Below are 26530 nucleotides of genomic sequence, written 5' to 3'. Positions count from 1 at the left end.
ATCCGGTCGTCATCGCGACCTTAGCAGACCAGCCTCCTGATTCGGGGGGTGCATTTACCACTCAAATAAAGAAACGAAAATGAGTATTCGCGCGATCTTTACGTTAGTTCTTGCAGCCGCCGCATTCAGCCAAGCCGCTTTTGCCGTTGTTTATCCTCTGCCTGCGGCGAATAGCCGACTGATAGGCGAGAATATCGAAATCACCGTACCAGAAGATAGCACGCAGCCGTTGGAGCATTTTGCAGCGCAGTTCCAAATGGGTCTGAGCAATATGCTGGAAGCTAACCCGGATGCGGACGTTTACCTGCCTATTCCCGGCAGCAAAATGGTGATTCCTCATCAGTTAATTCTGCCAGATGCACCGCGTGAAGGTATTGTCATCAACAGCGCAGAAATGCGTCTGTACTACTACCCGAAAGGATCCAAGACCGTAGTCGTACTGCCAATCGGGATTGGTGAATTAGGTAAAGATACGCCGATCAACTGGACGACTTCCGTTCAACGCAAGAAAGCAGGTCCAACCTGGACGCCAACCGCCAAGATGCATGCAGAATATGCGGCACGCGGTGAGACGCTGCAAAAAGTTTTCCCAGCAGGCCCGGATAACCCGATGGGACTGTACGCGTTGTATATCGGTAACCTGTACGCGATCCACGGCACTAACGCCAACTTCGGTATTGGCCTGCGCGTCAGCCACGGCTGTGTTCGTCTGCGTGCCGATGATATCAAGTATCTATTCGACCACGTTCCAGTCGGTACTCGCGTTCAGTTTATCAATGAGCCAGTGAAAGCTACCGTTGAGCCAGATGGTTCGCGCTATGTTGAGGTTCACAATCCGCTGTCACGCACGATAGAAGAATTCCATTCTGATTCTCCGGCACCGATCAGCATGACGCCAAAAGTGAGCAAGGTTCTGGCCGATGCCAGCGTGAACACCAGAGAAGTTGCTCAGGCAATCCAGAGACGTTCTGGTATGCCGACCAAAATCAATGGTCTGATCGAGCAAGACACCCCGGAAATTCCTGTTGAGTCTGCTACGGCACCTGTTTCCCCAGAAGCACAGCCGCAAGATAGCCTGAGTGCGGATAAAAATGCCGCACCGGTAGAATTACAGCCGACAACTACCGTGACCGACGCTAACCGTTCGTAATCACGATGACACGTTGGAAACCCGTTCAGGTTTCCAACGTGTTTCTCAAACGCCCCTATCGCTTCATTTTTCTGCGCCGCTTTACGATAAAATGTGCACAGAGAAAAAAACGTGCGCGCTGTAACCTATCTGCTCGCCGTGTATTGCACCACCTCTAAATCACAGCTACTTTTAACATCTGGATCCCCCATCCGACAGCGCAATAAGTGCCTATTCCAGTAGGCGTTATTTGCAAGTGAGATAGCCCTAATGGACAGCGATACATGACTGATAAAATCAAAAACATTTTCACCTGTGACTTACCTGCAAGCGTCCAGTTTCCCCGCTACGATCGCCGGGCGCTGAAGCCGCGCATCGTCCATATCGGTTTTGGCGCTTTTCATCGTGCTCATCAGGCACTGCTCACCGATCGCGTGCTGAATAGGGTGGGAGGAGACTGGGGAATTTGTGAAGTCGTGCTATTCAGCGACGATACAATGATCAATGCACTGCGCCAGCAGGATCATCTGTTTACCGTGCTGGAAAAAGCCGCGACGAGCAACCAGCCGATTGTCGTTGGTGCCGTGTGTGAATCGTTACATGCCAAAATAGAAGGCATTAACGCCATTATTGAGAAACTCGCCGCGCCAGAAACCGCTATCGTTTCCCTGACGATTACCGAAAAAGGCTATTGCATGGACGGTACAAGCGGCAAGCTGGATCGTACCAATAAGCTGGTTCAACAGGATCTCATCGATCCCCGTCACCCCGTATCGGTACCAGGTTTGCTGGCGGAAGCGTTGCGCCTGCGTCACGAACGTGGAATTGCGCCGTTCACTGTACTCTCCTGCGATAACGTGCCGGAAAATGGTAAAACGGCCAAAGCCGCCGTGCTGGAATCTGCGGAGATCAACGATCGGAGCCTGATCGATTGGATCAACGCTCAGGTTTCTTTTCCGAATACGATGGTAGATCGGATTGTCCCTGCGGCAACGCCGGAAACATTGCAGGAAATTGCCGATCACCTTGGCGTTGCCGATCCTTGTGCGATAGCCTGTGAGCCCTTTATTCAATGGGTAATCGAAGATCATTTCACTGCCGGACGCCCCGAATGGGAAAAAACAGGCGTACAACTGGTACATGACGTACTGCCGTTCGAAGAAATGAAACTGCGCATGCTGAACGGTAGCCATTCATTTTTAGCCTACCTGGGCTATCTCGCCGGTTACGATCACGTCAGCGACTGTATGAATGACGAGAACTATCGCCGGGCCGTGTCTCATCTCATGCTGCTGGAACAGGCACCGACGCTTATCGTCGTGGATATCGATCTGAAAGATTATGCCGTCCAGCTACTGACCCGTTTTTCCAACCCGGCACTCAAGCATCGGACATGGCAGATTGCCATGGACGGTTCACAGAAGCTACCTCAGCGCATGCTGGAATCGCTACGGTGGCACGTGAGCAATGGAGGAGACTATCGCTGTCTGGCATTGGGCATCGCTGGCTGGATGCGTTATGTCAGCGGAAAAGATGACGCAGGCAACCCGATTGAAATCCGCGATCCGCTGGCTGACAAGCTCAGGAACATCGTGGAGGAAACATCAGACAGCGCCGAGCGGGTCAGTGCGTTTCTTAACATTCGTTCTATTTTCGGCGAGGATCTACCAGTCAATCACGATGTCTTTAACGCTATCGCGCAAGCCTACCTGAAGCTGCGCGATCACGGCGCAAAGAACACCGTGGCCGCACTGGTACAGGACTTTACATAACGATAAATCCAAGCAAACCCAGGTAAAACGCACTTTGGACACCCAGAGCCAAAGTGCGACTTTTCCCTTTTGTTTCATCCAGCCACGGCAGCAATGACCAACTCATTCCCCCACCAATCACGGCGATCAGCAACAGTCCAGCAGCGATCAGCCAGACGAGCTTATCCAGCAGCGAATTGGGAAACAAAATTTGCATTGCAGAGACGACGAGAAACAGGGTGACGCAACGTAATACCCCAACCAGAATACCCGCACGATCTCTCAGCCCGCGCGGCGCAGAAGTCGGTAACCAGGCCTGAAAAGCAAACAGCCCAACCACGGCAATAAAAACCACATAAATGACCGCGTAGATCATCAAATGACTCACGTTACGACTCCTGATAAGAAAAGACGGCAGATTGAACTGGGCGGGATGATGACGAGTTTTCCTCTCTGAGGTCAATGCGTTATTTCATATCACGCTATCGATTTGTGGGGCAGCGCTCAATGTCGGCTCGTCGCCAATCTGCATGCATACCGTCAAAATGTAATAAATATACATATTATGTAACTTAAGCACATAAAGTCAGGATCAGAAAATTATAAAAAGCAAATTAAAATATCTTATTTCATGATCTACCTGACAGATCGTCATTAAAAGCGCGCGAAAGCGTGATCGCCAGTTTACTTTCCTTTCAATAGAGCAAATCATAAAGAAATAACAGTTCAATACAAATGAAATATTATTTCATATTTTAAATTAGGCTGATCATGAATAAACCCATCTCTTTTAAACATACGTTCTGCTACGGCAGCGCAAACCTGCTCGGCAGTGGCGCACTTGCTATCAGCGGCGCATGGCTGATGTACTTTTACACCACATTTTGTGGATTAACATTGGTTCAGGCCGCTGCCATTTTCTCCGTTGCCAGCATCATTGATGCTATCAGTAACCCCATCATGGGGTACATCAGTGATAACTTCTACAACACTCGTGTTGGTCGCCGATTTGGCCGCCGTCGCTTCTTTATTTTGCTGGGTGTCCCGCTGGTTCTGGTCTACCCCATGCTGTGGGTTGATGGATTTGGTTTCTGGTACTATCTGGCGACATACGTGCTGTTCGAGCTGATTTACACCTCGATCATGGTGCCGTATGAAACGCTGGCTACCGAAATGACCTCCGATTTCAAACTGCGTTCCAAGCTGACAGGCTCTAAAGCCATTTTCGGCAAAATCGCCAACTTCCTGGCGGCATTCATTCCTGGGCAGTTTATTGCCATCTACGGTAAAGATTCCTCAACGCCATTCTTCTACACCGGTCTGGTCTACGGCGCCATTATGTGTGCGGCGATGATCGCGCTGTATATGACATCCTGGGAGCGCCCGGTCAACGAAATCGTCCGCGAGAGCACCTCTGGCCTATGGCAGGCGATGAAAAAGTTGAGCGTGGATATGGCCTCCACCTTCCGCCTGCGTATTTTCCGCAAGCATCTGGGAATGTACCTGTTTGGTTTCGGTGCAGAGTGGCTGTTTGCTTCCGCATTCACCTACTTCATCGTTTTTGGTCTGAAGCAGAACACGGCGCTGGTGTCACACCTCAATAGCTTCAGTTCCGTCATGCAGCTCATTTCTACCGCAGCCTTCATCGGTATCTGTGTCAAAATGGGCTTTGCGCGACCGTTCCGTCTGGCGTTGATGGTGGTGATTGTCAGCGTTCTGGCCTATGCCGCGCTCTATTTCGCTAACTGGTCAGAAGACATGACCATCTTTGTTCTGTTTGCCATTACCGCTGTATTTGGCCTGAGCACGGGCGGCATCTACTATATTCCCTGGACGGTTTATACCTTCCTGGCCGACGTGGATGAAGTCCTGACCGGTCGCCGCCGTGAAGGGATCTACGCAGGCGCCATGACGTTTGCCGGTAAAATGGTGCGCTCGGTGATTGTCTTCGCAATGGGCTGGACGCTGAGCCAGTTCGGCTTTGTCTCCGGGCAGTCAGCACAGCCGGAATCAGCGGTTCAGGCGATTATTGGCGTGTTCTCACTGGGCGTTATCGGTCTTGCGTTGGTTGCCATTTACTACACCACGCAGATGAAGCTGGATCGTAAGAACCATGCCATCCTGCTGGAAGAAATTGCACGTATCAAAGCGGGCGGCGCGATTGCCAACGTCCCACCTCACGCACGTGCTGTCGCAGAAGAACTGACAGGCTGGGAATATGAGAAGTGCTGGGGCAACAACCCGTTAGGCGTTCAGTCTGAAGAGACGAAACCGCAGGTTGCTACTACGCAGCATTAATCGAAAATAATCGTTTATTCAGACGGTGATTGACGACAACTATCCATTAAAAACATCAGCCCAATCTTGTATTGGGCTGATTCATTCAGGCCTTTGTTTGTTGACTAAGTGAACGGGTGTATAACACGCCAGCGATCAGACACAGCGTATAGCCGAACAGTTCGGCCCCCTCCTCAGCCACATTCTTCACGGTTCGGATATATCCCTCATCCATCAGCGTTCCCCACAGTTGGTTCATACCAAACAGACGAGAGAAGACCAGAACGGCCAGCAACCCACACACCATATAGCTGTAGCTAGCGTGACGGAGAAAATGCGCCAGTCCGGCGAGCGTACTATTGAGTGAAGATGCCGCGTAACCTATGCAAACCGCCGCACACAGTAGGGCGAAATAGAACCAACTGCCATGTGCGATCGCATCCAAAAGGAAATCCATCTCTCTAATCAACAAACAGAAAAAGAACCCAGCGATAAGCAAATAACCGCCCCGATGCGCGCGCCACGTTATCGCGAGGCGCAAAAACAGCAGCCCGGTTAGTAATAAGAACGCTTCCTGAGTAAACTCAGTAACGGAAATCTCCCCCACGGCGTCACCTAACACCACGACATCAACAAATAACGCAAGCAACACCAGACCCACAATGACCGCCAGCAGCAAGGCCCCCCCCAAACGGCGAACAATAACGGCAACGTCTTTACTCATACTTCAATAATCCGTACAGCAAAATAATAATGTTGCTAATCATAGCATTTCGTAAAGGAGGAGATTGGGCCATTGGTGCGCCGGAATAGCGTTCTATATGGCAATAGAAGGATATGGCAGATGATCGCATCGATCATCTGCCAAATAGTAGGATTAAATTAACGACGCTTCTTTCAATTCACTTTTCAGGTAGGCGTAGTATATCGGAGCCGCGATCACACCGGACAACCCAAATGCCGCTTCAAACACCAACATCGCCAGCAGGATTTCCCATGCGTGCGCTTTGATCCTCGTCCCAACAATTTGTGCATTCAAAAAGTATTCAAGCTTATGAATCAGCATCAAATACACCAGCGCAACCAGTGCGATGGGCAGCGAAAGCGATAAACCCGACAGAAAAACAATCGAATTAGAAATCAGGTTACCGATCACCGGCAGCAGACCGAAAATGAAGGTGAGAACCACCAGCGTTTTGGCAAATGGCAGATGGATACCACACAGCGGCAGAGCGCCCAGAATAAAAATGGCAGACAGCACGGTGTTAACCGTAGAGATTTTCACCTGAGCGAAAACAATGTTGCGGAACGATGCCGATAATAATGTCACCCGACGTAGCAACTCCGCTTTGAGTAATGGCTTCTCGGTGTCCTGATCGACGTTATAAAGCGACACAATCGCCCCCAGTACCATACCGATTAGCATCGTCACAAATCCATGCAGGAAACTTTTCCCCATGTTCTGCAACATCACAATATGTGCCTGAACCCATTGCAGCAGCTCACGCTGAAGCTCTTCAACACTGACCGGCAGATACCCCGGTAGATAGTGGGCGACCTGCTGTTGGATGTCATTGAGGATGTAGCCAATACGCACGTTGAAGGCCGTCGTATCCTTCATTTCCTGCATCAACAGCCCGACCAGACTACCAAACAGTAAACTCAACAGGCTGACCACCAATGTGCTGATCACCGCGACCACAATCCAGCGGGCGCGCTTACCGCTGATGACCCGTTGAAAATAGGGCGTTAGTAAATTCACGATTTCATACACCAAAAAACCGGCAATAAAACAGGCCAGCAGGCGTAAAGGCAGCAATATAAGCAGGCCACCCATAATAAAGAAAAAGCTCAACAGGCGAGCTTGTTTCAGGTTCAGTAACTGCATGATGACTTCCCGTATGAAGAGGCAACGTCGAGAATACTCGTTGTGGAATATGCTACGCCTTTTTCGGTATCAACAGATTGATATATATGCGCCAGATTTGCGTTTCGTCTGCGAGTGATAACCAACCAGATAACAAACGAAGAATATTTTTGGTGTTTTACCGACAAAATACCAGCGGTGTTTTAACTCGGCTGGATATCCACCCACCAGGAAAAACGCCGGGTTACCTTCACCGGCAGCGTTCGCGCAACGGCATCGAGCAGACGATCGGTTTCATGCAACGGAAAAACGCCCGAAATCCGTAACGTCGTCACTGCGGAATCCACATGAAAGTAACCATTGTGATAGCGGGAAACCTCATTAATGAACTGCCCTAACGGCATATTATCCGCGACCAGCTGTCCCTTACGCCAGCTCTGGCGGAAATTCTCAACGGATGTCGGTTCACTGCTCTTATCGCGGGTAAAGATAACCTGTTGCCCTGCCGTTACCCGCCTTGCGGCAGGGATTGCCGTTTGTAGCAAAACCTCACCGCTAAAAACGGAGAGCACACTATGGGCGGACGTATAGCGCAGCGCTAATTGGCAGGAATGCGCAGAAGCGGCGAGATCGCCATGGGGCGTGGTCAACCGGGCGGCATGCGCCGTTTGGTTGTCCAGCATCAATTCACCCTTGATCAATTGAAACGTCAGCGGCTGAGACAACGCAGGATTGCCCTGCTGATTCAATGCCGAATCGGTATTGAGCCAAACGGTCATCCCCGTTTCGATGCTGAGCTCACGCGTTTCCCCCGTGCCCGTACGGTAATCGGCAGCATAGCTTTCCCACGGCAGACTAAAGCCCACGCCTCCGGTCAGGCTGGCAATCGCCAATAGTTTGAGTATACGCCGACGTTCCTCACCGCGCTTACTCAGCACCGAAGAGACCAACTGGCTGTCTACCGCATGGAAACGGGCATGAATCTGTTCAACCTGCTGCCAGGCAAGCTGATGGATTTCATTCTGATGTAACCAGCACTGCCAGGCCTGACGATCGTGCTCGGAGCAGTCTTCGTCATACAGCGTGGCATACCACTCAGCGGCAGCATAAAGAACATCTTTGGGAATAGAAGAGGTGATAGAAGAAATCATAAGTCCTGACACAATAGACAATGCATTATCGCCTGTGCCATATATTTTTTTACCATCCGCTCGGAAACGGCTAATTGTTCAGCGACCTGTCGATAGGTTAAACCGTCAAGATGCACCAGCAAGAATGCCTGACGTACTTTGCCGGGCAGTGTCGCGAGCATCTGATCGATGACCAACAGCGCATCAACCACCATAGTCTGCTGTTCCAGCGAGGGAGAAAAATAAAACTCCTGCTCTGCCAGCACCTGAAGATAGGCATTCTCGATTTCTTTACGCCGCCAGTGATTTACCATCAGCCCATGAGCCACGGTCGTCAGCCAGGCGCGCGGTTCACGAATGCGATCGGTCTGATGCTGGCAAATCAAACGTAGAAACGTATCCTGTGCCAGATCCGCTGCCTGCTGTGAACACCCCAAACGCCGACGCAACCACGCCTGTAACCAGGCATGATGGTCATGATAAATCTGCTGAACGTTTAAGATTTCAGGCTGACTGGGGCAGACAACGGCGGGACTCTTCACGGTATTCGCTCAATGTGACAGCAATTAAATGATTTTTATTATCATTAACGGCAAAGTCAACGACTATTCACGTCTATCGTGCCGATTACGGTAAATACCCCGTCTGATGGCGGCCAGAACGGTGATCAAATAGCTGGCTGTCCGGCGACGAGTAGTTGCCGTAAACCGGATTAAACATATCAATAGGGTCGCCAAAGGCGTACAGGTTTCCATCCCGGCTCTGCGTATTGGCACGGCGATAGTCGAACCCGAGCAGCAGGGTATTTTCAATATTTTCCCCCTGCCATTCACCCACTAAGCCGGTTGTCCGTGGCCCAGTTTTGCGCAAAACCGTCGCGGTAGGTCAGTCCACGCGTGGCCAGACGATCGCTGACAACATTCGTGACCGAATCGGTATACCTTCCCAGCACGTAGGCACCACGCAGATCCATATTCAGATAGGCGTAATTCAGGTTCTGGTGGAACGTCCAGGTATCGTTCAGATGATGTGTAAACTCATAGCCCAGATTGAACTGTCGGGTGTCGTGGTTGTTAATCCCCGGTTCGCCCAGCGACGTTTTATAGCCCACTTTGCCAAATGGCGTGTTATGCAACGTACCATACGGCAGCTTAAAACCATTGGTCATGTCAGACTGCGTATCCATATAGCTGGCTAACACGGTCAGTTCCGTGTCTTCTCCAAGGAACGTGACGCTCGGTGCCAGATAGAAACGTTTACTCTTCGAGAAATCCACCTCACCCGAGGTATCCCGCACTAGCGCCACAACCCGATACAGCACCGAGCCGTCATCGTTTAACGGACCCGCACTGTCGACGGCCAGATGGCGGTAGTCGTTAGAACCGTATTCCAGCTCAACTTTCCCCTGTGGCAAACGCGTAGGCCGTTTGGTGATAACGTTAACCAAGCCGCCCGGCGGGTTTTGCCCGTACAGCACCGAGGCAGGGCCTTTCAGAACTTCAATACGTTCAACACCGAACGATTCAATCTGCTGACCATAGAACCCATCTTCATTCAGCGTCGCCAGACCATTCTGGAACCGGGATTGATCGCTAAATCCACGGATAGTCACGCATTCGGCTTTATTATCCGGTCCGTATGGCGTCGCCAGAATCCCGCTGCTATAGCGCAGCGCCTGATCGATCTTTTGCGCCCCGCGCTCTTCGATCTGTTTCTCTGTGACAACTGCAACCGCACGTGGCGTTTCTGAAATTGGCACATCCAGCTTCATCGCGGTATTCGGTGGAGCGGTGACAACAATCTGATCGTTTTTAACAGGCGCAGCAACGGGCACAGGCTCACTCGCCGTGCGCTGTACCAGCGTCACGCTACCATCAGCACTGTACTGTGCACTGAGTCCACTGCTGCTGAGAATCTGCTGGAAGCCCTGCTCTACGCTGTAGTTCCCTTGCAGCCCCGCACCGCGTTTACCCGCAACTAATTCCGGATCATAAGAAAGTAATACGCCAGCCTGTTGGGCAAAGTGATTGAGCACCTGATTGAGCGGGCCTGACGACACCGCGTATTGTTGGACTGGCACCGCAGACGCCGCATAGACCACCGCCATTGGCAGCGCTGAGGCAAATGCAGCCCCAAGTACCCCAGCACGTAAAGCACGCGCCAACAGGTGGGTACGGAATGTAACCATTATTTATCCCCTATCGCATAAGAAACGCTGTTTTCAGGAGGGATGCCAATTGAAGGAAGAAAAAGGGGAACCGAAAATCGGGAAATAATTGAAATAATGCGCCCTGAATCAGAATTATTGCGGAAAACGTGTTGTCGATATGGATCACCCCATGCAACTACCAATAAAAGCTGACATCAGTTTTATCAAAAAGTGCTATACACCGACGAAGGCGATATAGACCTAATCTCATCAATAACTAGACGAGAGTCTACTTATTCGTTTGTCACCCTTTGAGATTCAACACGTTAAAAATAAAGAAAATTTTAAGAGTTTCTTATCAAGGTTTAATAAACTCTACAGTTTAAGAGAATAATTTCGAGAAGGTGAAATGAAGAAGGAATAGGCGATAGGGAGAGCAATATGGCATCGAAACGTTTCGCTGTTCATTTTTAATAAGCAAGTATATGCAGTAAAACATATAACTCTCTATTTTTATTAGATTTTAAGATTATCACAGTTAACAAAGAGCGGCTTTCACTCTTCATTCACGAAAAATCGGTGCAACTTTATCGTCCTGCTGACCGCGAGGGGTTATCAGAGAATAACCTACACAATCGGTTGCTGTTGAAAAAGCGATGCTAAACTAGTGATAACAACGTTATTAATAGCAACAATTTTCTTTTGTCGTCATTTTCCACTGGAAAATACACGCCTCTCGTCTTCCTGCCACATAATCGACGATTATGCAAACTTATGACGCCAAATTTGCCGAAGGCTCAACTGTATCCTGGTTCAGGATCAGCAAAGAAAGCACACGGTTTTCAACATTCAGCTTAGAAAAAGACAGCGTACTTAACTGCTTTTTAGTAAAGCCATCAGACAACAAATCCGAAACCACTCGCGTACTTAACACGTTGGAATTCGTAATAAAATCATGATAGGCGAACTTCACGTTGATAGGTAGTACATCATCAATTGAGACAGGCGTATTCATTTCTGCACGCAATCCAAAATGGGCGTTGAAGGCAGAATTCGCACAGACGACCTTACACTTTTCGTCAACCACCGCCACAGCACGTCGATCGTTCTGAACTGGTTGAGAAAGCATGCCTAAAATTTCATTCCGGCCAAATATCAGACTCATTGTTTCCTCTGCATCATGCTATGTAAAAAGATATCTCACAGCACACCATGACCTCACGGCGCACCATTGATAAGCAATCAACCTACCGGAATTTAAAGGGTTTCCGGATTAATTGTGTCCTTCCGCACCTCAAGAAAATCACCTAATGAGAATAGTGAATTTCGCTAACCGGAACGGCTTACATGTTCTCAGGCTACCGAGGCTCAAACACCTGCCGCCTTAGTTAGCGTCAGTGATGTTAGGTATATCTATGTTATTTATTTTTGGAAACCGAATTTTTCTGAATAAGACACAAAAAATAGCACTGCATTTTTCTTTTGTCAGCGGCTAGCACACAGCATCTTTACCCTTTTTAAGAAGCCCACATCTGTGCCGTGGAACCCAGCTAGAGTGTAGATTATTCACACTTGTCTACCCGTTGATAATCAGATAAATCTATTTCATTAATAGTCTACATATAATCAATAACTGCAACAAAACTTCAATAGATGAACACGCTAAATAGCTGGCCCACGTAGAAATATACTCCGATCGGGGTTTTTACTATCGGCTGAATAAGCGGGATCTTTATGCCTTTTGATCGTAAAGGGCGATCAAAAACTCAATAACAATAGATATAATCTATTAAAAACAATAAATTGATCGTTAATGGCATTATAACAGCATTGATAATTCTGCTGACTGTCATATTGTGACACGCATCACTTATCGCGTTTTGGCTACCACGAAAAAGCTGCCTGTTTTCTGAACCAAAAGACTCTCTATTTAAGTAACGCCTCGCTGCTTTTCCTGCATTGCGTGATCAATCGCGCAAAAAAGAAACAAAGATAACTGGTTAACTACAATTAACCATTATTTGACATAGCATTAACATGTTTAAGGAGAAGCGCTATGACACAACATAATAAACACACCATTCCCGCCGCAATTGCGGAAAATGCACTGATAAATGCCCAGCAATACGAAAATATGTATCGGCTGTCCGTTGACGATCCCGCTGCCTTTTGGGGTGAGCAGGGAAAGATCGTTGATTGGATCAAACCCTATGAAACGATCAAGAACACCTCATTCGACCCCGGCCATATCAGTATCCGCTGGTTTGAAGACGGTACACTAAACGTGGCAGCAAACTGCCTGGATCGCCATCTGGCCGAGCGTGGCGATCAAACCGCCATCATTTGGGAAGGGGATGACGCGGCAGAAAGTGAAAAAGTCACCTATCGAGAGCTGCATCAGTCCGTATGCCGCTTTGCCAATGTGTTGAAGTCACAGGGCGTCAAAAAAGGTGATGTCGTTGCTATTTATATGCCGATGGTGCCGGAAGCGGCCGTGGCAATGCTGGCCTGCGCCAGAATCGGTGCCATTCACTCGGTAATCTTCGGCGGTTTCTCTCCTGAAGCGATTTCCGGGCGCATCATCGATTCCAGCGCCAAGCTGGTTATTACCGCCGATGAAGGCGTACGCGCCGGACGTGTGATTCCGCTGAAGAAGAATATTGATGAAGCATTAAAGAACCCGAACGTCACCACGATTTCCAGCGTCATCGTTTTCCGTCGCACGGGTAAAACCAGTGAATGGAAGGACGGGCGCGATCTGTGGTGGCACGATCTGGTTGAAAAAGCAGACGATTATTGCCCGCCAGAGGAGATGAATGCGGAAGATCCGCTATTCATTCTTTATACCTCCGGCTCGACCGGTAAACCAAAAGGCGTGCTTCACACCACGGGCGGCTATCTGGTTTATGCTGCACTGACTTTCAAGTATGTCTTCGACTACCACCCTGGCGACATTTACTGGTGTACGGCAGATGTTGGCTGGGTCACAGGACACAGCTACCTGCTGTATGGCCCGCTAGCGTGCGGTGCGATTACGCTCATGTTTGAAGGTGTGCCGACCTGGCCGGACGCCAGACGTATGGCGCAAGTGGTCGATAAGCATCAGGTCAACATTCTCTATACCGCCCCCACCGCCATCCGCGCGCTGATGGCTGAAGGTGATAAAGCAATCGAAGGGACATCGCGTGAATCGCTCCGGATCATGGGTTCCGTCGGTGAGCCGATCAACCCGGAAGCCTGGGAGTGGTATTTCAACAAGATCGGCAATGGCAAGTGCCCTATCGTCGATACCTGGTGGCAAACGGAGACGGGTGGCTTCATGATTACCCCTCTGCCCGGCGCGATTGAAGCAAAAGCCGGCTCCGCGACGCGTCCGTTCTTCGGCGTACAGCCTGCGCTCGTCGATAACCTTGGCAACCCACAGGAAGGCACTGCGGAAGGCAATCTGGTCATCGTGGATTCGTGGCCGGGTCAGGCACGAACCCTGTTCGGCGATCACGATCGTTTCGAACAAACCTACTTTTCCACCTTTAAAGGCATGTACTTCAGCGGTGACGGCGCGCGCCGTGACGAAGATGGCTATTACTGGATCACGGGTCGCGTTGACGACGTGCTAAACGTTTCCGGGCATCGTCTGGGGACGGCGGAAATCGAATCGGCGCTCGTTGCCCATCCCAAGATTGCCGAAGCGGCCGTGGTCGGCATTCCGCACCATATGAAAGGACAGGCCATTTACGCCTACATCACGCTGAACCACGGCGAAGAGCCGTCCAGCGAGCTGTATACGGAGGTCCGCAACTGGGTGCGTAAGGAAATCGGCCCAATTGCGACCCCGGACATCCTGCACTGGACTGACTCTTTACCCAAAACGCGATCCGGCAAAATCATGCGTCGCATTTTGCGTAAGATCGCCGCCGGTGACACCAGCAATTTGGGGGATACCTCAACGCTGGCCGATCCTGCCGTCGTCGAAAAACTGCTCGAAGAAAAGCAGGCTATGAGTACCGCCTCTCAATAACCCGCTGGCCCCACCATTCTCTTCATTCCCGTAAGCCATGACGTGGCTTACGGGGATGTGGCTGGCGATAAATCAGGCGGCATCGTCGCGGCAATACTCACCCCTACAGATTACTGGAGACTTACGATGAATGATGCCATTTATCAACGGATTGAAAGTAACCCCTTATTCAGAGAACTGGTCAATAAGCGGCAGCGTTTCGCTGTTTTTCTCTCGATAATCATGCTGGTGCTTTATGTGGGTTTTATTCTGCTCATCGCCTTTGCGCCAGGCTGGCTGGGAACGCCTATCAGCCCAGGTTCTAGCATTACCCGCGGCATTCCGATTGGCGTGGGATTGATTGCGATCTCCTTCATTCTAACAGGCATTTATGTGTACCGCGCTAACGGTGAATTTGATCGTCTGACCAAACAGTTACTGGATGAGGTAAAGCAATGAAAATACGCTTTATGATACTGTTCGGACTTTTGGCGCTGCCAGTGCTGACGTGGGCGGCCGATGCCCTCACGGGGGATGTCCAGCGCCAGCCGTTGAATATTCAAGCCATCGTGATGTTTCTGTTGTTCGTCGGCGGTACGCTGTATATCACCTACTGGGCGTCGAAGAAAACCCGTTCACGTAGCGATTATTATACGGCTGGCGGTAACATTACCGGTTTCCAGAACGGGCTGGCGATTGCGGGCGACTACATGTCCGCCGCGTCCTTCCTCGGTATTTCTGCGCTGGTCTATACCTCCGGCTACGACGGCCTGATCTACTCACTCGGCTTTTTGGTCGGCTGGCCCATTATTCTGTTTCTGATCGCTGAACGACTGCGTAACCTCGGGCGTTATACGTTCGCTGACGTCGCCTCCTACCGTTTGCAACAGCGCCCGATCCGCAGCCTCTCCGCCTGTGGCTCGCTGGTGGTTGTGGCCCTGTACCTTATCGCACAGATGGTCGGCGCGGGAAAACTCATCGAATTGCTGTTTGGCCTCAACTACCATGTGGCCGTGATACTGGTCGGTATTCTGATGGTGATGTACGTGATGTTTGGCGGCATGCTTGCCACCACATGGGTACAGATTATTAAAGCTGTCCTGCTGCTCTTCGGTGCTACCTTCATGGCTGTCATGGTGATGAAATCCGTGGGATTCAGCTTTGACGCGCTGTTCAAGCAGGCCATGGTGGTTCACCCAAAAGGGGCCTCGATCATGAGCCCTGGCGGACTGGTTTCTGATCCCATCTCCGCGCTGTCCCTCGGGTTAGGCCTGATGTTCGGTACCGCTGGCCTACCGCACATTCTGATGCGTTTTTTCACCGTCAGCGATGCGAAAGAAGCCCGCAAGAGCGTGTTCTACGCCACGGGTTTCATGGGCTATTTCTACTTCCTGACCTTTATCATCGGGTTCGGTGCCATCCTGCTGGTCAGTGCGAACCCTGCGTTTAAGGATGCGACAGGCGCCCTCATCGGCGGGAATAACATGGCGGCGGTGCATTTGGCAGATGCCGTTGGCGGCGACTTCTTCCTCGGCTTTATCTCTGCCGTGGCCTTTGCCACCATCCTGGCGGTCGTTGCCGGTCTGACGCTGGCAGGCGCGTCTGCCGTGTCCCACGATCTCTACTCCAACGTGATCAAAAAAGGGAAAGCGACAGAACGTGATGAGCTAAAAGTCTCAAAAATCACCGTGTTGGTGCTGGGTGTCGTGGCGATTTCGCTCGGTATCCTGTTTGAGAACCAGAATATCGCCTTCATGGTCGGGCTAGCCTTCTCCATCGCTGCCAGCTGTAACTTCCCGATCATCATCATTTCGATGTACTGGTCAAAGCTGACTACGCGTGGTGCCATGGTTGGCGGCTGGGCAGGGCTGCTGACCGCCGTCATTTTGATGATATTGGGGCCGACGATCTGGGTGAAAATCCTCGGTCACGCCACCCCCATTTACCCTTACGATTATCCAGCGCTCTTCTCCATGCTGGTCGCGTTTATCGGCATCTGGTTCTTCTCCATCACCGATCGCTCCGAAGCCGGACAACAGGAACGCGCTCGCTTCCATGCGCAGTTTGTCCGTTCACAAACCGGCGTCGGCGCTTCAAAAGGCAGTACCCACTAATCCTCCCTCTCACTGGCCCGCATTAGCGGGTCAGTTCTTCTCTGCAATCCAATGCTTTACGTTGTTGAAAATCGCTCCTGCGATTTTTTATCGTGGTCCATCCTGCCCATGTTTCTTCAAGCTAACCTGTAATATTGTTAAAACTGGTTTTACTCCTCACTTAACGTCACCACGTCGTACATCACGCTGCCGCCTTTTAATTGCAGCGTGATCGAGTTAGTGCCGTTTTTCAAAAAGCGGGAAGACACGGGGATGCGGGCGATGTGATAGCGACCGCTTTGTAGCGCACCACGATAAATAGCCTTATCATTTTCGTAAGTCAGCGTTTCCAGCGTGCTCCCGTTCACCGCTACCGCTAGCTGCGGCAGGGTCGGTTCACTCATGCCGCTGTTGCTGGCTGCCGCCAGTGCGATATTCAGGAAATAGGTTTTCTTCTCTGGTTGCAGAGCAAAACGGATATCCCATTTTCCCGGTTTGGTCTGCGCGTAATACCAGTCGCGCTGATAGTCGCTATGGCCAATATCGAACGTCAAATTTGCTGGAATCTCATGCTGCCAGCGTGTATTACGTGCTTCGTCGCCAAAGCGGAATTCACTCGCCTGCCGATTGGCCTGTCCAATTGCCCAGACAACCGGCTCGACTTTGGGCAAAGCAATCACAGGCAGCGCTTGCTTATCACCAGAAACGGATAGCGTTTGCTCCGCCAATACCCCCGGCTGCGTACCGCTGTTGGCATAGACCGCCAGATGGTAATTGCCCGGACGGACATGGGAAAATGTAAAATTTCCCTGTACATCTGTCGTCGCTTGATACGCATAACCACGGGTTTGCACATCAAACGGTTCATCCAATGACGACGAAAGCACGACAGTGACGGATTGCTGACTGGCAATGCGCCCGCTGACCTGCGTACGTTCGCGCACATAGCGGGAGTCATTCATCCACCTATACGGTAAACTGACCGTTTCCGTCAGCGCCTGACGTCGGGCATCCGTCAGCATCTGTTCGGTATCGCCCTGATTGATATACAGCAGCCACGGGCCGTAGAATTTTTTCCAGCCCGGCGGTGCCACCATATCCGGCGTACCAAAGTGCGAGCCCGTCATATAATTCAGAATGATCGCATCCTGATGTACCAGCAGCTCCTGCTTGAGCGCATCGCCGGAAAAATACTCCCGGTTGCTGTGAATCAACCACGCTCCCACGCCATTACCGAAAACGCCCCAGAAAGTCGCGGCACGCATATAGCCAGCAAAATCATATTTGGAATAGATGCTACCATCCGGCAGTCGCCAGGTTTCATCCTGTACTTTCGGTAACGCTTCAAGCTGGCTGTAGAGCAGCGGTTTGCCCTGACGATCGCCGTTGTAGAGATGATCTAACCGAGTAGGATCGAAGCGATAGACGTTACGCAGTTCACTGACTTTAACATCCTGATTTCCGCTATTTTCGGCCACCACATAGCTGTAAAGCCCGCTAACGCCGCGACGCATAATCAGGTGATATTCGAGCCGCAACAGTCCGTTCCGATCATCGATATAGGCGACATGCGCCATATCACGATCGTTGTGCAGTACCTCGACTCGTTCGGGGACAAAATCTTTCACGCCTTTAACATGAGCATCGTTAATATAGTAATCGAGATAAGCACTACGCGTTTTGCTCGGATCGCGCGCCGCACCGGACAGGTTAGTGACGATATTCTTGCCTCCCACCACCATGCTCACCGCGCTGCCATCTTCCCCGAACGCGACTTTCAGCTGGCCATTATCCAGTACGGTACGCAAACCAGAAACGGATAGCGACACCGCATTATCCTGCGCGCTATAGCTATAGGGTGCCAACATAGCCCCCACCAACAACAAGATAGATCGCTTCACAGTCAGCCCTCTTGTGTTCAATTGGTTAGACAGAATTTTTATCGCATCCGTTCAGGCCACTGCCGCTGCAATATCGAGATACACGGGGCTACCACGGTGCGAGGTATCCCTACGGGAACCTCATCACCGTGTTTCCCCTAATATCCAACATTGGGTGTAGCCTGAGATATCAAAAAATTCCCGCTATTTGAAATATATAGCAGTGGTGGGGACAACATAATCGAGGGGATAAGCGCCCTCCTTCCTGTCACTGCCAGCAGAAACAGGAAGCTGGCAGTGACAGGAAGAAAGTCAGGATCGACATCGCAGAAATCAAAACTGATCAGAATGACAGTTCACGAATCAGTACGGCGGACACCACTTTCCAGCCGCGAATGAACAGGCTTTGCGCCTCACCATCCATCACTACCGTGCCACGCAGTACCTGTGGCTGAGCACGATAATCGTCGGGCAGACGGAGCAACACGCGATAAACCGCCTGTTCAGGATGCAGTTTGCGCTGCGCATCACTCAGCGTGGCAATGTCGCCGCCATAAACCGAGGCGAGTTCCGGCGTAGCATTCAGATCGCGAGTCGCCGTGCTGGCAATCTCCACAATCCTGAGCGGCAGCGATGAGCGGCTGACATCCTGTAAATAAAACGTCCCCTTTCCGCCCGTGCGGAGCCGCTGCCAGTCCTTTTCCGACACGAACGCCTCCACCAGCCCGCCGGTTGGCTTAGTGACAACGGCCAGCCATTCGCCCTGTCCCAGCCACTCGCCAGTTTCCAGCGGCGTTGCCATGTCAGCCACCACACCGTCTATCGGCGCACGCACCGTCAGTTGTTCAGACTGACGCCGCAAGACCTGCAACTTTTGCAACGCCGCTTCATGCTCCTGCTTCACCCGCTGGTGATCGCCAACCGCTTCCTTGTTGAATACCTGAAAGGTACTTTGCCAGTTCAGCGTCGCGATTTGTCGCTCCAATTGCTGCCGCTCATGTGACAGCGCGTCAGACGACAGTGTAAATAGCGTTTGCCCGGCGCGCACCGGCTGACCGACCTGCACCTCAATACGCTGAATCATCGCGGGTACGGGCATATACAGGCTGCTTTGCTGTTCCGCGCGCAAAAGCGCTGGTGCATACACGCTGCTCTGCCAGGGAATCAGCAACACGAGCAGAAGTACAGCGCTCACCGTTAGCGTGGTCGTCATATTACGGTTCATACGGTAATCCTTACGGCGTTTACTCCATTCACGTACTTCATTCACCACGGGCATTACGACGAAGTAGCCGATTTCAATGGCGAAAAGCAGCATCCCCAACAGCTTGAACGCCATGTGGTAAACCAGAATGGCGATACCGGTAAACAGGAAGAAGCGGTATATCCACACCGCGAAGGCATAGCCCACCAGCGTACGTTGCAGCCAGCGTGGAAAATGCTCCGGCGGGGCATCCCCCAAGCCGAACAGCCATTCCCGCATCTGCCAGCGGCCGATAGCAAAGCCCCGGTTTTGCAGGTTTGGCACCTGGAGCCCATCAGAAAGCAGAAAATAACCGTCAAAACGCATCAGCGGACTGAGGTTAATCGCCAGCGTCATAATCCAGGTGGTCGTCGCCAGCATAAATGCGGCGCTGCGCAGCATACCGTCTGGCAAAAAGCTCCACGCCAGCGTCGCCCATGCCGCCAGTACCAGCTCGGTCACCATGCCTGCCGCGCCAATCGCCATACGCTGCCGCCGACGGGTGAGCTTCCACGAACCGGACGTATCGGTATACAACACCGGCATCATCACCAGAAACGCGACGCCCATCGTGGCGACCCGCGCCCCAAAACGCTTGCAGGTGTAGGCGTGGCCGAACTCATGCAGAATCTTGGTAAAGCACAGCGTCAACACCGCCAGCGCGGCACCTTCCAGCGTGAAGAAATGCAGAAACGTATGCTTGAACGTTTCCCACTGGCGTCCGGCGAGGAATAGCCCCAGCACGGCCACCAACAGCGTCAATTTGAGAAAGGTACGGCTGAAAAACGGTTCGACCCAGCGCTGCGTCGCGCCCAGAAAACGATCGGGGTGCCATAAGGGGATGCGAAAAAACAGATAGTTCTTCAGCAATTTGCGCCAAATTGAGACACGAGATTGCTCCACTTGACGAGAAAACTGCGCCAGCGCGTCATCGCCAGAGACGCGCGTCAGGCTGTTGGCCTGCAAAAAGTGGTTGAAGTACTGCACGTCGCTGTCATCCAGCGTCAATGCAGAAGTCTGGTTAACCTCAGCCACGATCTGTGCCGCGTTCCCCATCGACCAGCGCGAGAGCATCGCCATTTCTGCCCAGCCGATACGAAAATAGAGGCCACGCAGCGGATCTTCCAGCGTCCAACTGGGCGATCCGTCGCGGTTAGCGGGCCCAGTGTGCAGGATCAGTTCATCCCGTAGCGGGCTGAGTGCGGCAGGTGACGGCATTACACACCCAGCCAGACGCGCAGGGAGGCCAACGGCTTACGCAGCAGGTAAACGAACAACACCGTGCGTTTTCCGTACAGCTTGGCGGTGCCTTTCAGGCCTACGCGCAGCTGCGGGTCATCCTGTGTAAAGCGGGCCCGCAGCCGATAGGCCATCACATTATCCGGCGTCGGTGCGGCACGATAGCCAATCTGTTCAAGCCGCGCATCCTGTGCCGAATTCGGCGCAACATTGAGGAAAAGGCGCACATCCGCGCCCTTTTCCAGCGCAATCGCATCCGCCGCAGGCAACTGGATCTCCAGCTCAACATCGTGCGGATCGGCGATCATCATAATACGCTCCCCCACCGCCACCGAGCGCCCAATCCAGTCGCTGCTATCGTCAAAAATCGCCACGCCGCTACGCGGGGAAACCAGTTGCATACGTTCCTGCTGACGTTGCAGAAAATCCATGTCGCTCTGCGCCTGCTCACGGCGGCTTTGCAGCACAGCCAAACTGGCTTTGCTATTGGCATCGAACAGCGCCTGCTGCTGTGCCTGACGATACTGAGCATCGGCGGTAGCGAACGCCTGTCGGGCCGATTCCAGCCGGTTTTCCAGTTCGCGCACATCCAGCCGCACCAGCGGTTGGCTAGCGTTAACGGTTTGATTGGGGCGAACCAAAATGTCATCCACCACACCTGCTACAGGCGCACGCACCATCACCGGACGGTGTGCGACGATCTCCGCCGGTGCCAGCACCGACTGGCGAACCGGGATCAATAAGATCAGCACCAGCGCCACGACTGACGCGACGATCAAACGGCGTCTGGCAGGTGGCGTTTTCGACGAACGACGGCGTACTTTACACAGGCTCAACCACGCATGTGCATAGGCATCCGCCAGTTTTTCCAGCAGGATAATCTCGGCAGGCAGCCACGCGCTGTCGCGTGCCAACACCAGCACCAGCGGCGTATCGCCCTGCGGTAAACGCAGCGGCAGCCAGAGTAAAAATTCCGGCAGATGTTCCTGCCACAAAATCTGGTCATCGGCGGGCAACTCGCGGCATTGCAACGCCTGCGTTTGGCGCCCTTCTTTCTGCCACTGGCGGCACAGGCGGCTAAATTCGGTACAAAACGGTGCGTTGTGATCGAGCGAGGCCAGCCCGGAAGCCGCCTGCAAACGCTGTTTATCGCAGTCCCACAGCAGCGCCTGTCGATACTTCACCAGATTGTGCGTTTCATTGACGATGAAAAACGCCAGCTCGTCCAAGGTTTCCCGTGCTCTGGCACGGCTTTGCAATTGCAGCAGTTCGGCCAGCAATGCCAGCCGGGTATCCTGTTCAGTTTGCGCTGCTGTCGTGTTCCGTTCGGTCATGGCGACACGCTGCCGATATCAGGCGGCACGATTTGCGCCACACCGCTCATGCCCGGCAGCAATCCGGCGGTAGATTGAGTAATCCGGCCAAAAACCTTCACCGACTGGCTGACCGGATCGATAGCCGACGAGAGTCGGCTAATTTCCGCCGGATAGCTCAGGCCGGTTTCATCCAACGTAATCTGAAAAGCGCTGCCCTGCTTTAGCCACACCAGCCAGCGCGACGGCACAATCATTTCCAGCTCGAACGCGCTGTCATCATAAATCGCTAACAGTTCTTTGCCTTCCGGCACCGATTCCCAACGCTTCACCTTGGTTTCCGTGACGCGACCGGAGAACGGGGCTTTGATAGCGCAACGTTGCAGCATGGCGCGATTGACGCCGCTTTCGGCCTGCGCCATCGACACCGACGATCGCGCCTGATCGACATCCGACAGGCTGATCGAATTGAGCTTATCCAGCCGATCGGCAATCGCCAGCTTCTTACGCGCGGCATTCTCTGCGGCGTTCGAGTAATTCAGCTTTTCACGCAGCACAGTGCAGTCAAACGTCACCAGCGTATCGCCCTGTTTGAAGTGTTCGCCCTCTTTCACCGCAATATCTGTCACTTTCCCGGCAATTTCGCTGGATAATACGGTATAGCGCTGTGCGCTAAGCTGTACACGAATGTCTCCTGTCGTCGCAGCCTGCCCCCACAGGGGCAGACTTAGCACACTCACCAGTAACAGCGGACGCATCATGCCAAAAGCCATTAACGCGAACCTCCCGCCTGTAAAGATTGCAGGTTATCCCACATATCCGTGTTCACCACGCGGTAAGGCTTGTCCGCGTTGACCGATGGTGCGATAGGTTTCACCACAGAAGTCGCCGTTTTCAATGCAGATGGGGTCGCGAACGGTTTAACAGAAGCCGTTGTCGTGGCAGGCGTAGCAGGGGTAGACAGAGACAAACGTGGTACCGCAACGCCGCCTTTCTCAAGGTTATTCGTGGTGCGAGCAATCGAATTGCTCAACGCCGCCAGACTGACATCGTTCACGTTATCCGGCAGTACATCCAACCCGGCCGCCTGATACACCGCACCCAACGCGTTCTGCACATCGGCAAAGCTGCGGTCACGCGCACGGGTCGTCAGAATGGTTTCCGTGCTGACGCGCACCTGCTCCATTTGCGTTTCAGCACGATGCTGTACGCTAAGCGTGGTTTGATTAAGGATACCGCGCTGGATTCGTGCCAGCTCCTGATAGCGGCCAAACATCCGTGTACTCTGCTGATATTCCTGCCAGGCAACGTTCACCTGCGTCAGCACCGCCATACGCAGCGCCTGACGACGAACCTCGGCCAGATCTTCATTTGCCTGTCCGGCACGTTTCACTGATGACCACGACAGCACATTCAGCAGGTTTCCGCTAACCTGAACGCCCGCGTTCGCCCACTGATGATTAACCAGATAGCTGTTGCTATCACCGTTGACACCGGCAAACAGCGACACGCCCGGCAGCAATCGCAGCAGCGACTTACGGGTCTCCAGTACGCTGTTACGCGCCAGATAGGTCTCTTCACGCACTTCCGGACGCTTCACCATCGAGAAGTTTTCCAGATCGTCGAGCGAGTAGGCCATCTTCGGTGCGATCAGACTGCTTTCACTCGGCACGACGACATCGTACTTGCTGGACGGCGGCAAGTTCATCAGCGCGGCCAGACGGGATTTCGCCACCACCAGATCGCTGTCGACGATTTCCAACTGGCGCACCATCTCCAGCATGTTCTTCTGGAAGCGCAGTGCTTCAACCGGTGCCAGCAAACGCTGTTGCTCGGTCTGACGCGTGTATTCCAGCGCCTGACGCGCCTGACTCAGCGCCGTGGTCACTTCCGGCTGCAAACGCTGTGCCGTGGCCGCTTCCCAATAGGCCGTCCGCACCTGACGGGTAATATCCGCCACGACGCGACGACGGCGTTCTTCCGCCGCCAGCGATTTGTTCGCCTGTACTTTGGCGTTGAAATAGCTGATACCGAAGTCCAGTACGTTCCAGCTCATCGTCAGATCGGCAGTGCGCTGGGTCTGATCCTGACTGGTAGAGGCTTCCAGCGATTGCCGTCCCGTGCTGACCGACTGGCTGCTGGAACCGGCCACGTTATCGCGGGTTTGCAATCCGGCGCGCGCGGTCAGCTTAGGTAATAGCATGTCCAGATTTTGTACGCCCAACAGGTCGTCTTCCATCGCTTGTTCCATCAGCGCGACCCGCTGTTGCAGGTTATATTTCAGCGCACGGGCAATCGCCTCATCCAGCGTGATCGTGCCACGTACCGGTTCCTGATTGGCGAACATCTGCGTTCTGTCGCTCAGCGCCTGAGCAACCTGCTGCTCGATCGTCACGGGCTCAGGCTTGACGGCACAGCCAGCCAATCCCAGGCAGGCAAGGGTCACCGCGATCCGTAACGCTCGGGAACCCGCGGTGCGTGGTGTAGCCTCGTGTTGAACGTGCTGCTGCTGACTGTCGTGTTGCTGGCTATCCCAGAAATGCGCTATGTGCTGATTCACCCGGGTTCTCCCCATCTTCTATTTGTCTGTTCCCTTCCTCTTGCTGGCGGTGGAGTGGTTACCGCCTGCAAGCGTCTGGGTTAGTGGTTAAGTAATAAAATCTCGTCTCGATCTGCAGCGCGTTTACACGCGCAGATTGCTCAGTTCACTGAGCGCCGCCAGCAGCACACCCTGTTCAGGCTGATGCTGACGTAGTTGTTCGGTAAAGGCGGTTTTTCCCGCTGGCGCTGACGGTTCACCATCCCGTTTTTCCGTCGGGAATGAAGGCCGTTGCATCGCGCCACGGTCAGCCTCCATCTCTGCACTGGCGCCCTGTCCGGTTTGCAGCGTAATCGGCACGATCCGGCTGGTGCCGTCTGCGGTCTGGGCTTTCAATGCCAGTTGGATCTGGTTGACCTGCACTGCACTAGCATCGGTAATGCGCACCACGCCGCTGCGGGTATCGAACTGCACCCACGCAGGCAGTGGACGCCCGTTCGCCAGTTGCAGCGTCAGCGTGGCATTACCTTCACGCACGCTGAACATGCGCTGCGGTAGGCTAAAGGTGAGTGCACCGGAAGCATCTGGCTGTAACGCGCCTTGCACGCTGCTGAACGCCGACTCCAGCGCCGTTGCCTGACCGCGTGCGTTCAGGAACAAAGCCGAATCCGTCGAACGTACTGAGGCGTTATCGCGTATCGCCGCCTCAGCACGCGAAGAGAAGTTGACCTGTTCCAACGTCGGCATCAGCTGTAACATCACAGGATCGAGCATCCAGGGCGCCGCCGACGGACGTGCCGTATCGGCAGTGCGCTGGCGTACAGGTTCGGCGTTGATGTTGGTGGATAGCGGTTGTGGTTGCGCGTCTGGGCGAGACAAATCGGCGACAATCGCGCCTAACGGCTGTTCACGTTCTCTTTCGCCAGAATCCGCGGGCAGGCTCACGCCCTGCGGTACCAGAATCACCGGTGCCGCAGTTGCGGTGTTATCAGGGGTTTCTGGCTGTGGTTCCACATCGGGCGCTTGTGCCACCGTCACGTTAACTGAATGGGTCGCTTCCGCTGTGCCATCGCTGGCGGAGATGGTTACCGTGAATTCGCCGGAAGCGCTCGGTGTGCCAGATATTGTGCGGGTCGCAGCATCAAAACTCAGCCCATCCGGCAGGCCGCTGACGCGCCAGCTCAGACTGTCGTTATCCGCGTCGGTAAACAGGTTTTCCGGCAGTGTGTAGCGATACTCGGTACCCGCTTGTAGCTGACCCAGATTCAGCCCGGCGCTGTCGTTATACACCGGGGCACTAGTGTCCGGTTCCACATCGGGCGCTTGTGCCACCGTCACCTTGACTGAATGGGTCGCTTCCGCTGTACCATCGCTGGCGGAGATGGTTACCGTGAATTCGCCGGAAGCGCTCGGTGTGCCAGATATTGTGCGGGTCGCAGCATCAAAACTCAGCCCATCCGGCAGGCCGCTGACGCGCCAGCTCAGACTGTCGTTATCCGCGTCGGTAAACAGGTTTTCCGGCAGTGTGTAGCGATACTCGGTACCCGCTTGTAGCTGACCCAGATTCAGCCCGGCGCTGTCGTTATACACCGGGGCACTAGTGTCCGGTTCCACATCGGGCGCTTGTGCCACCGTCACCTTGACTGAATGGGTCGCTTCCGCTGTACCATCGCTGGCGGAGATGGTTACCGTGAATTCGCCGGAAGCGCTCGGTGTGCCAGATATTGTGCGGGTCGCAGCATCAAAACTCAGCCCATCCGGCAGGCCGCTGACGCGCCAGCTCAGACTGTCGTTATCCGCGTCGGTAAACAGGTTTTCCGGCAGTGTGTAGCGATACTCGGTACCCGCTTGTAGCTGACCCAGATTCAGCCCGGCGCTGTCGTTATACACCGGGGCACTAGTGTCCGGTTCCACATCGGGCGC

Annotated in this window: 20 protein-coding genes; 6 read left to right on the top strand and 14 right to left on the bottom strand. The window is 53.1% G+C overall.

Annotated features, from left to right (window positions below; translation table 11 throughout):
* The first annotated feature begins 79 nt into the window (after nt 1-79).
* Complete coding sequence (locus tag ACKQAD_RS18720) at nt 80-1150, top strand: L,D-transpeptidase family protein (protein ID WP_409161517.1); 1071 nt, start codon at nt 80-82, stop codon at nt 1148-1150.
* Between the two features lie 263 nt (nt 1151-1413).
* Nucleotides 1414-2901, top strand: a complete 1488-nt coding sequence (locus ACKQAD_RS18715; RefSeq protein WP_409161515.1) for a mannitol dehydrogenase family protein — start codon at nt 1414-1416, stop codon at nt 2899-2901.
* On the opposite strand, the gene ACKQAD_RS18710 is transcribed toward ACKQAD_RS18715, so the two are convergent.
* A complete protein-coding gene (locus ACKQAD_RS18710) occupies nt 2894-3268 on the bottom strand; it encodes a hypothetical protein (protein WP_409161514.1) in 375 nt (124 codons plus the stop codon). The two genes, ACKQAD_RS18715 and ACKQAD_RS18710, sit on opposite strands and share 8 nt — an antisense overlap.
* 383 nt (nt 3269-3651) lie before the next feature.
* Here ACKQAD_RS18710 and ACKQAD_RS18705 point away from each other — a divergent pair, with 383 nt between their 5' ends.
* Nucleotides 3652-5178, top strand: coding sequence for an MFS transporter (locus tag ACKQAD_RS18705; RefSeq protein ID WP_409161512.1), 1527 nt, complete (start codon nt 3652-3654; stop codon nt 5176-5178).
* Between the two features lie 85 nt (nt 5179-5263).
* Here the strand turns inward: ACKQAD_RS18705 and ACKQAD_RS18700 are convergent, their stop codons facing one another.
* The 7 genes from ACKQAD_RS18700 to ACKQAD_RS18670 form a co-directional block, all read right to left on the bottom strand.
* Nucleotides 5264-5881 carry a hypothetical protein gene (locus tag ACKQAD_RS18700; RefSeq protein WP_409161511.1) on the bottom strand — a complete coding sequence of 206 codons (618 nt, stop codon included), beginning with the start codon at nt 5879-5881 and terminating at the stop codon, nt 5264-5266.
* A gap of 153 nt (nt 5882-6034) precedes the next feature.
* The gene (locus tag ACKQAD_RS18695; RefSeq protein ID WP_409161510.1) at nt 6035-7045 is read right to left on the bottom strand and encodes an AI-2E family transporter; all 1011 of its coding nucleotides are present in this window, start codon (nt 7043-7045) and stop codon (nt 6035-6037) included.
* 182 nt (nt 7046-7227) lie between these two features.
* Nucleotides 7228-8175 (bottom strand): FecR domain-containing protein, encoded by a 948-nt coding sequence (locus ACKQAD_RS18690; protein WP_409161509.1) that lies wholly within the window; start codon nt 8173-8175, stop codon nt 7228-7230.
* Nucleotides 8172-8696 (bottom strand): sigma-70 family RNA polymerase sigma factor, encoded by a 525-nt coding sequence (locus ACKQAD_RS18685; RefSeq protein ID WP_409161507.1) that lies wholly within the window; start codon nt 8694-8696, stop codon nt 8172-8174. Before ACKQAD_RS18685 ends, ACKQAD_RS18690 begins: the two co-directional genes overlap by 4 nt.
* Before the next feature lie 85 nt (nt 8697-8781).
* On the bottom strand, nt 8782-8991 hold the full coding sequence (locus tag ACKQAD_RS18680) for a hypothetical protein (protein WP_409161506.1): 210 nt from the start codon (nt 8989-8991) through the stop codon (nt 8782-8784).
* Nucleotides 8984-10342: a TonB-dependent siderophore receptor gene (locus ACKQAD_RS18675; RefSeq protein ID WP_409161505.1), complete on the bottom strand. Its 1359-nt coding sequence runs from the start codon at nt 10340-10342 to the stop codon at nt 8984-8986. The genes ACKQAD_RS18680 and ACKQAD_RS18675 overlap by 8 nt, the downstream gene beginning before the upstream one ends.
* A gap of 733 nt (nt 10343-11075) precedes the next feature.
* Nucleotides 11076-11468, bottom strand: coding sequence for a transcriptional regulator (locus ACKQAD_RS18670; protein ID WP_409161503.1), 393 nt, complete (start codon nt 11466-11468; stop codon nt 11076-11078).
* An 891-nt stretch (nt 11469-12359) separates the two neighbouring features.
* Here ACKQAD_RS18670 and acs point away from each other — a divergent pair.
* The 3 genes from acs to actP all read left to right on the top strand — a co-directional run bounded on the left by acs (nt 12360) and on the right by actP (nt 16414).
* Complete coding sequence (gene acs, locus ACKQAD_RS18665; RefSeq protein WP_409161502.1) at nt 12360-14321, top strand: acetate--CoA ligase; 1962 nt, start codon at nt 12360-12362, stop codon at nt 14319-14321.
* Nucleotides 14322-14447: 126 nt separating this feature from the next.
* Nucleotides 14448-14759, top strand: coding sequence for a DUF485 domain-containing protein (locus ACKQAD_RS18660; protein WP_409161500.1), 312 nt, complete (start codon nt 14448-14450; stop codon nt 14757-14759).
* A complete protein-coding gene (gene actP, locus ACKQAD_RS18655) occupies nt 14756-16414 on the top strand; it encodes a cation/acetate symporter ActP (protein WP_409161499.1) in 1659 nt (552 codons plus the stop codon). Before ACKQAD_RS18660 ends, actP begins: the two co-directional genes overlap by 4 nt.
* Nucleotides 16415-16563: 149 nt before the next feature.
* On the opposite strand, the gene ACKQAD_RS18650 is transcribed toward actP, so the two are convergent.
* The 6 genes from ACKQAD_RS18650 to ACKQAD_RS18625 all read right to left on the bottom strand — a co-directional run.
* Nucleotides 16564-18294: a polysaccharide lyase family protein gene (locus ACKQAD_RS18650; RefSeq protein ID WP_409161498.1), complete on the bottom strand. Its 1731-nt coding sequence runs from the start codon at nt 18292-18294 to the stop codon at nt 16564-16566.
* A gap of 322 nt (nt 18295-18616) precedes the next feature.
* Nucleotides 18617-20734, bottom strand: coding sequence for an HlyD family efflux transporter periplasmic adaptor subunit (locus ACKQAD_RS18645; RefSeq protein ID WP_409161496.1), 2118 nt, complete (start codon nt 20732-20734; stop codon nt 18617-18619).
* Nucleotides 20734-22089 (bottom strand): efflux RND transporter periplasmic adaptor subunit, encoded by a 1356-nt coding sequence (locus ACKQAD_RS18640; RefSeq protein WP_409161495.1) that lies wholly within the window; start codon nt 22087-22089, stop codon nt 20734-20736. The genes ACKQAD_RS18645 and ACKQAD_RS18640 overlap by 1 nt, the downstream gene beginning before the upstream one ends.
* Nucleotides 22086-22841 carry an efflux RND transporter periplasmic adaptor subunit gene (locus ACKQAD_RS18635; protein WP_409161493.1) on the bottom strand — a complete coding sequence of 252 codons (756 nt, stop codon included), beginning with the start codon at nt 22839-22841 and terminating at the stop codon, nt 22086-22088. Before ACKQAD_RS18635 ends, ACKQAD_RS18640 begins: the two co-directional genes overlap by 4 nt.
* A complete protein-coding gene (locus tag ACKQAD_RS18630) occupies nt 22841-24628 on the bottom strand; it encodes a TolC family protein (protein WP_409161491.1) in 1788 nt (595 codons plus the stop codon). Before ACKQAD_RS18630 ends, ACKQAD_RS18635 begins: the two co-directional genes overlap by 1 nt.
* Nucleotides 24629-24751: 123 nt before the next feature.
* Nucleotides 24752-26530 (bottom strand): putative Ig domain-containing protein (locus tag ACKQAD_RS18625; protein WP_409161489.1); only part of this gene is annotated, 1779 nt, incomplete at its 5' end.

Source organism: Pectobacterium artocarpous (assembly GCF_046159765.1).
Taxonomy (GTDB): Bacteria; Pseudomonadota; Gammaproteobacteria; order Enterobacterales; family Enterobacteriaceae; genus Pectobacterium.
The sequence above is the reverse complement of the archived record's forward strand: the minus strand, read 5'-3'. Positions and strand labels throughout refer to the sequence as shown.

Excerpts from the sequence above, each read along its gene's own strand:
- ACKQAD_RS18720 (WP_409161517.1), top strand. The coding sequence starts at position 80 with ATGAGTATTCGCGCGATCTTTACGTTAGTTCTTGCAGCCGCCGCATTC.
- ACKQAD_RS18715 (WP_409161515.1), top strand. The coding sequence starts at position 1,414 with ATGACTGATAAAATCAAAAACATTTTCACCTGTGACTTACCTGCAAGC.
- ACKQAD_RS18705 (WP_409161512.1), top strand. The coding sequence starts at position 3,652 with ATGAATAAACCCATCTCTTTTAAACATACGTTCTGCTACGGCAGCGCA.
- ACKQAD_RS18700 (WP_409161511.1), bottom strand. The coding sequence starts at position 5,881 with ATGAGTAAAGACGTTGCCGTTATTGTTCGCCGTTTGGGGGGGGCCTTG.
- ACKQAD_RS18695 (WP_409161510.1), bottom strand. The coding sequence starts at position 7,045 with ATGCAGTTACTGAACCTGAAACAAGCTCGCCTGTTGAGCTTTTTCTTT.
- ACKQAD_RS18690 (WP_409161509.1), bottom strand. The coding sequence starts at position 8,175 with ATGATTTCTTCTATCACCTCTTCTATTCCCAAAGATGTTCTTTATGCT.
- ACKQAD_RS18675 (WP_409161505.1), bottom strand. The coding sequence starts at position 10,342 with ATGGTTACATTCCGTACCCACCTGTTGGCGCGTGCTTTACGTGCTGGG.
- ACKQAD_RS18670 (WP_409161503.1), bottom strand. The coding sequence starts at position 11,468 with ATGAGTCTGATATTTGGCCGGAATGAAATTTTAGGCATGCTTTCTCAA.
- acs (WP_409161502.1), top strand. The coding sequence starts at position 12,360 with ATGACACAACATAATAAACACACCATTCCCGCCGCAATTGCGGAAAAT.
- ACKQAD_RS18660 (WP_409161500.1), top strand. The coding sequence starts at position 14,448 with ATGAATGATGCCATTTATCAACGGATTGAAAGTAACCCCTTATTCAGA.
- actP (WP_409161499.1), top strand. The coding sequence starts at position 14,756 with ATGAAAATACGCTTTATGATACTGTTCGGACTTTTGGCGCTGCCAGTG.
- ACKQAD_RS18645 (WP_409161496.1), bottom strand. The coding sequence starts at position 20,734 with ATGCCGTCACCTGCCGCACTCAGCCCGCTACGGGATGAACTGATCCTG.
- ACKQAD_RS18640 (WP_409161495.1), bottom strand. The coding sequence starts at position 22,089 with ATGACCGAACGGAACACGACAGCAGCGCAAACTGAACAGGATACCCGG.
- ACKQAD_RS18635 (WP_409161493.1), bottom strand. The coding sequence starts at position 22,841 with ATGGCTTTTGGCATGATGCGTCCGCTGTTACTGGTGAGTGTGCTAAGT.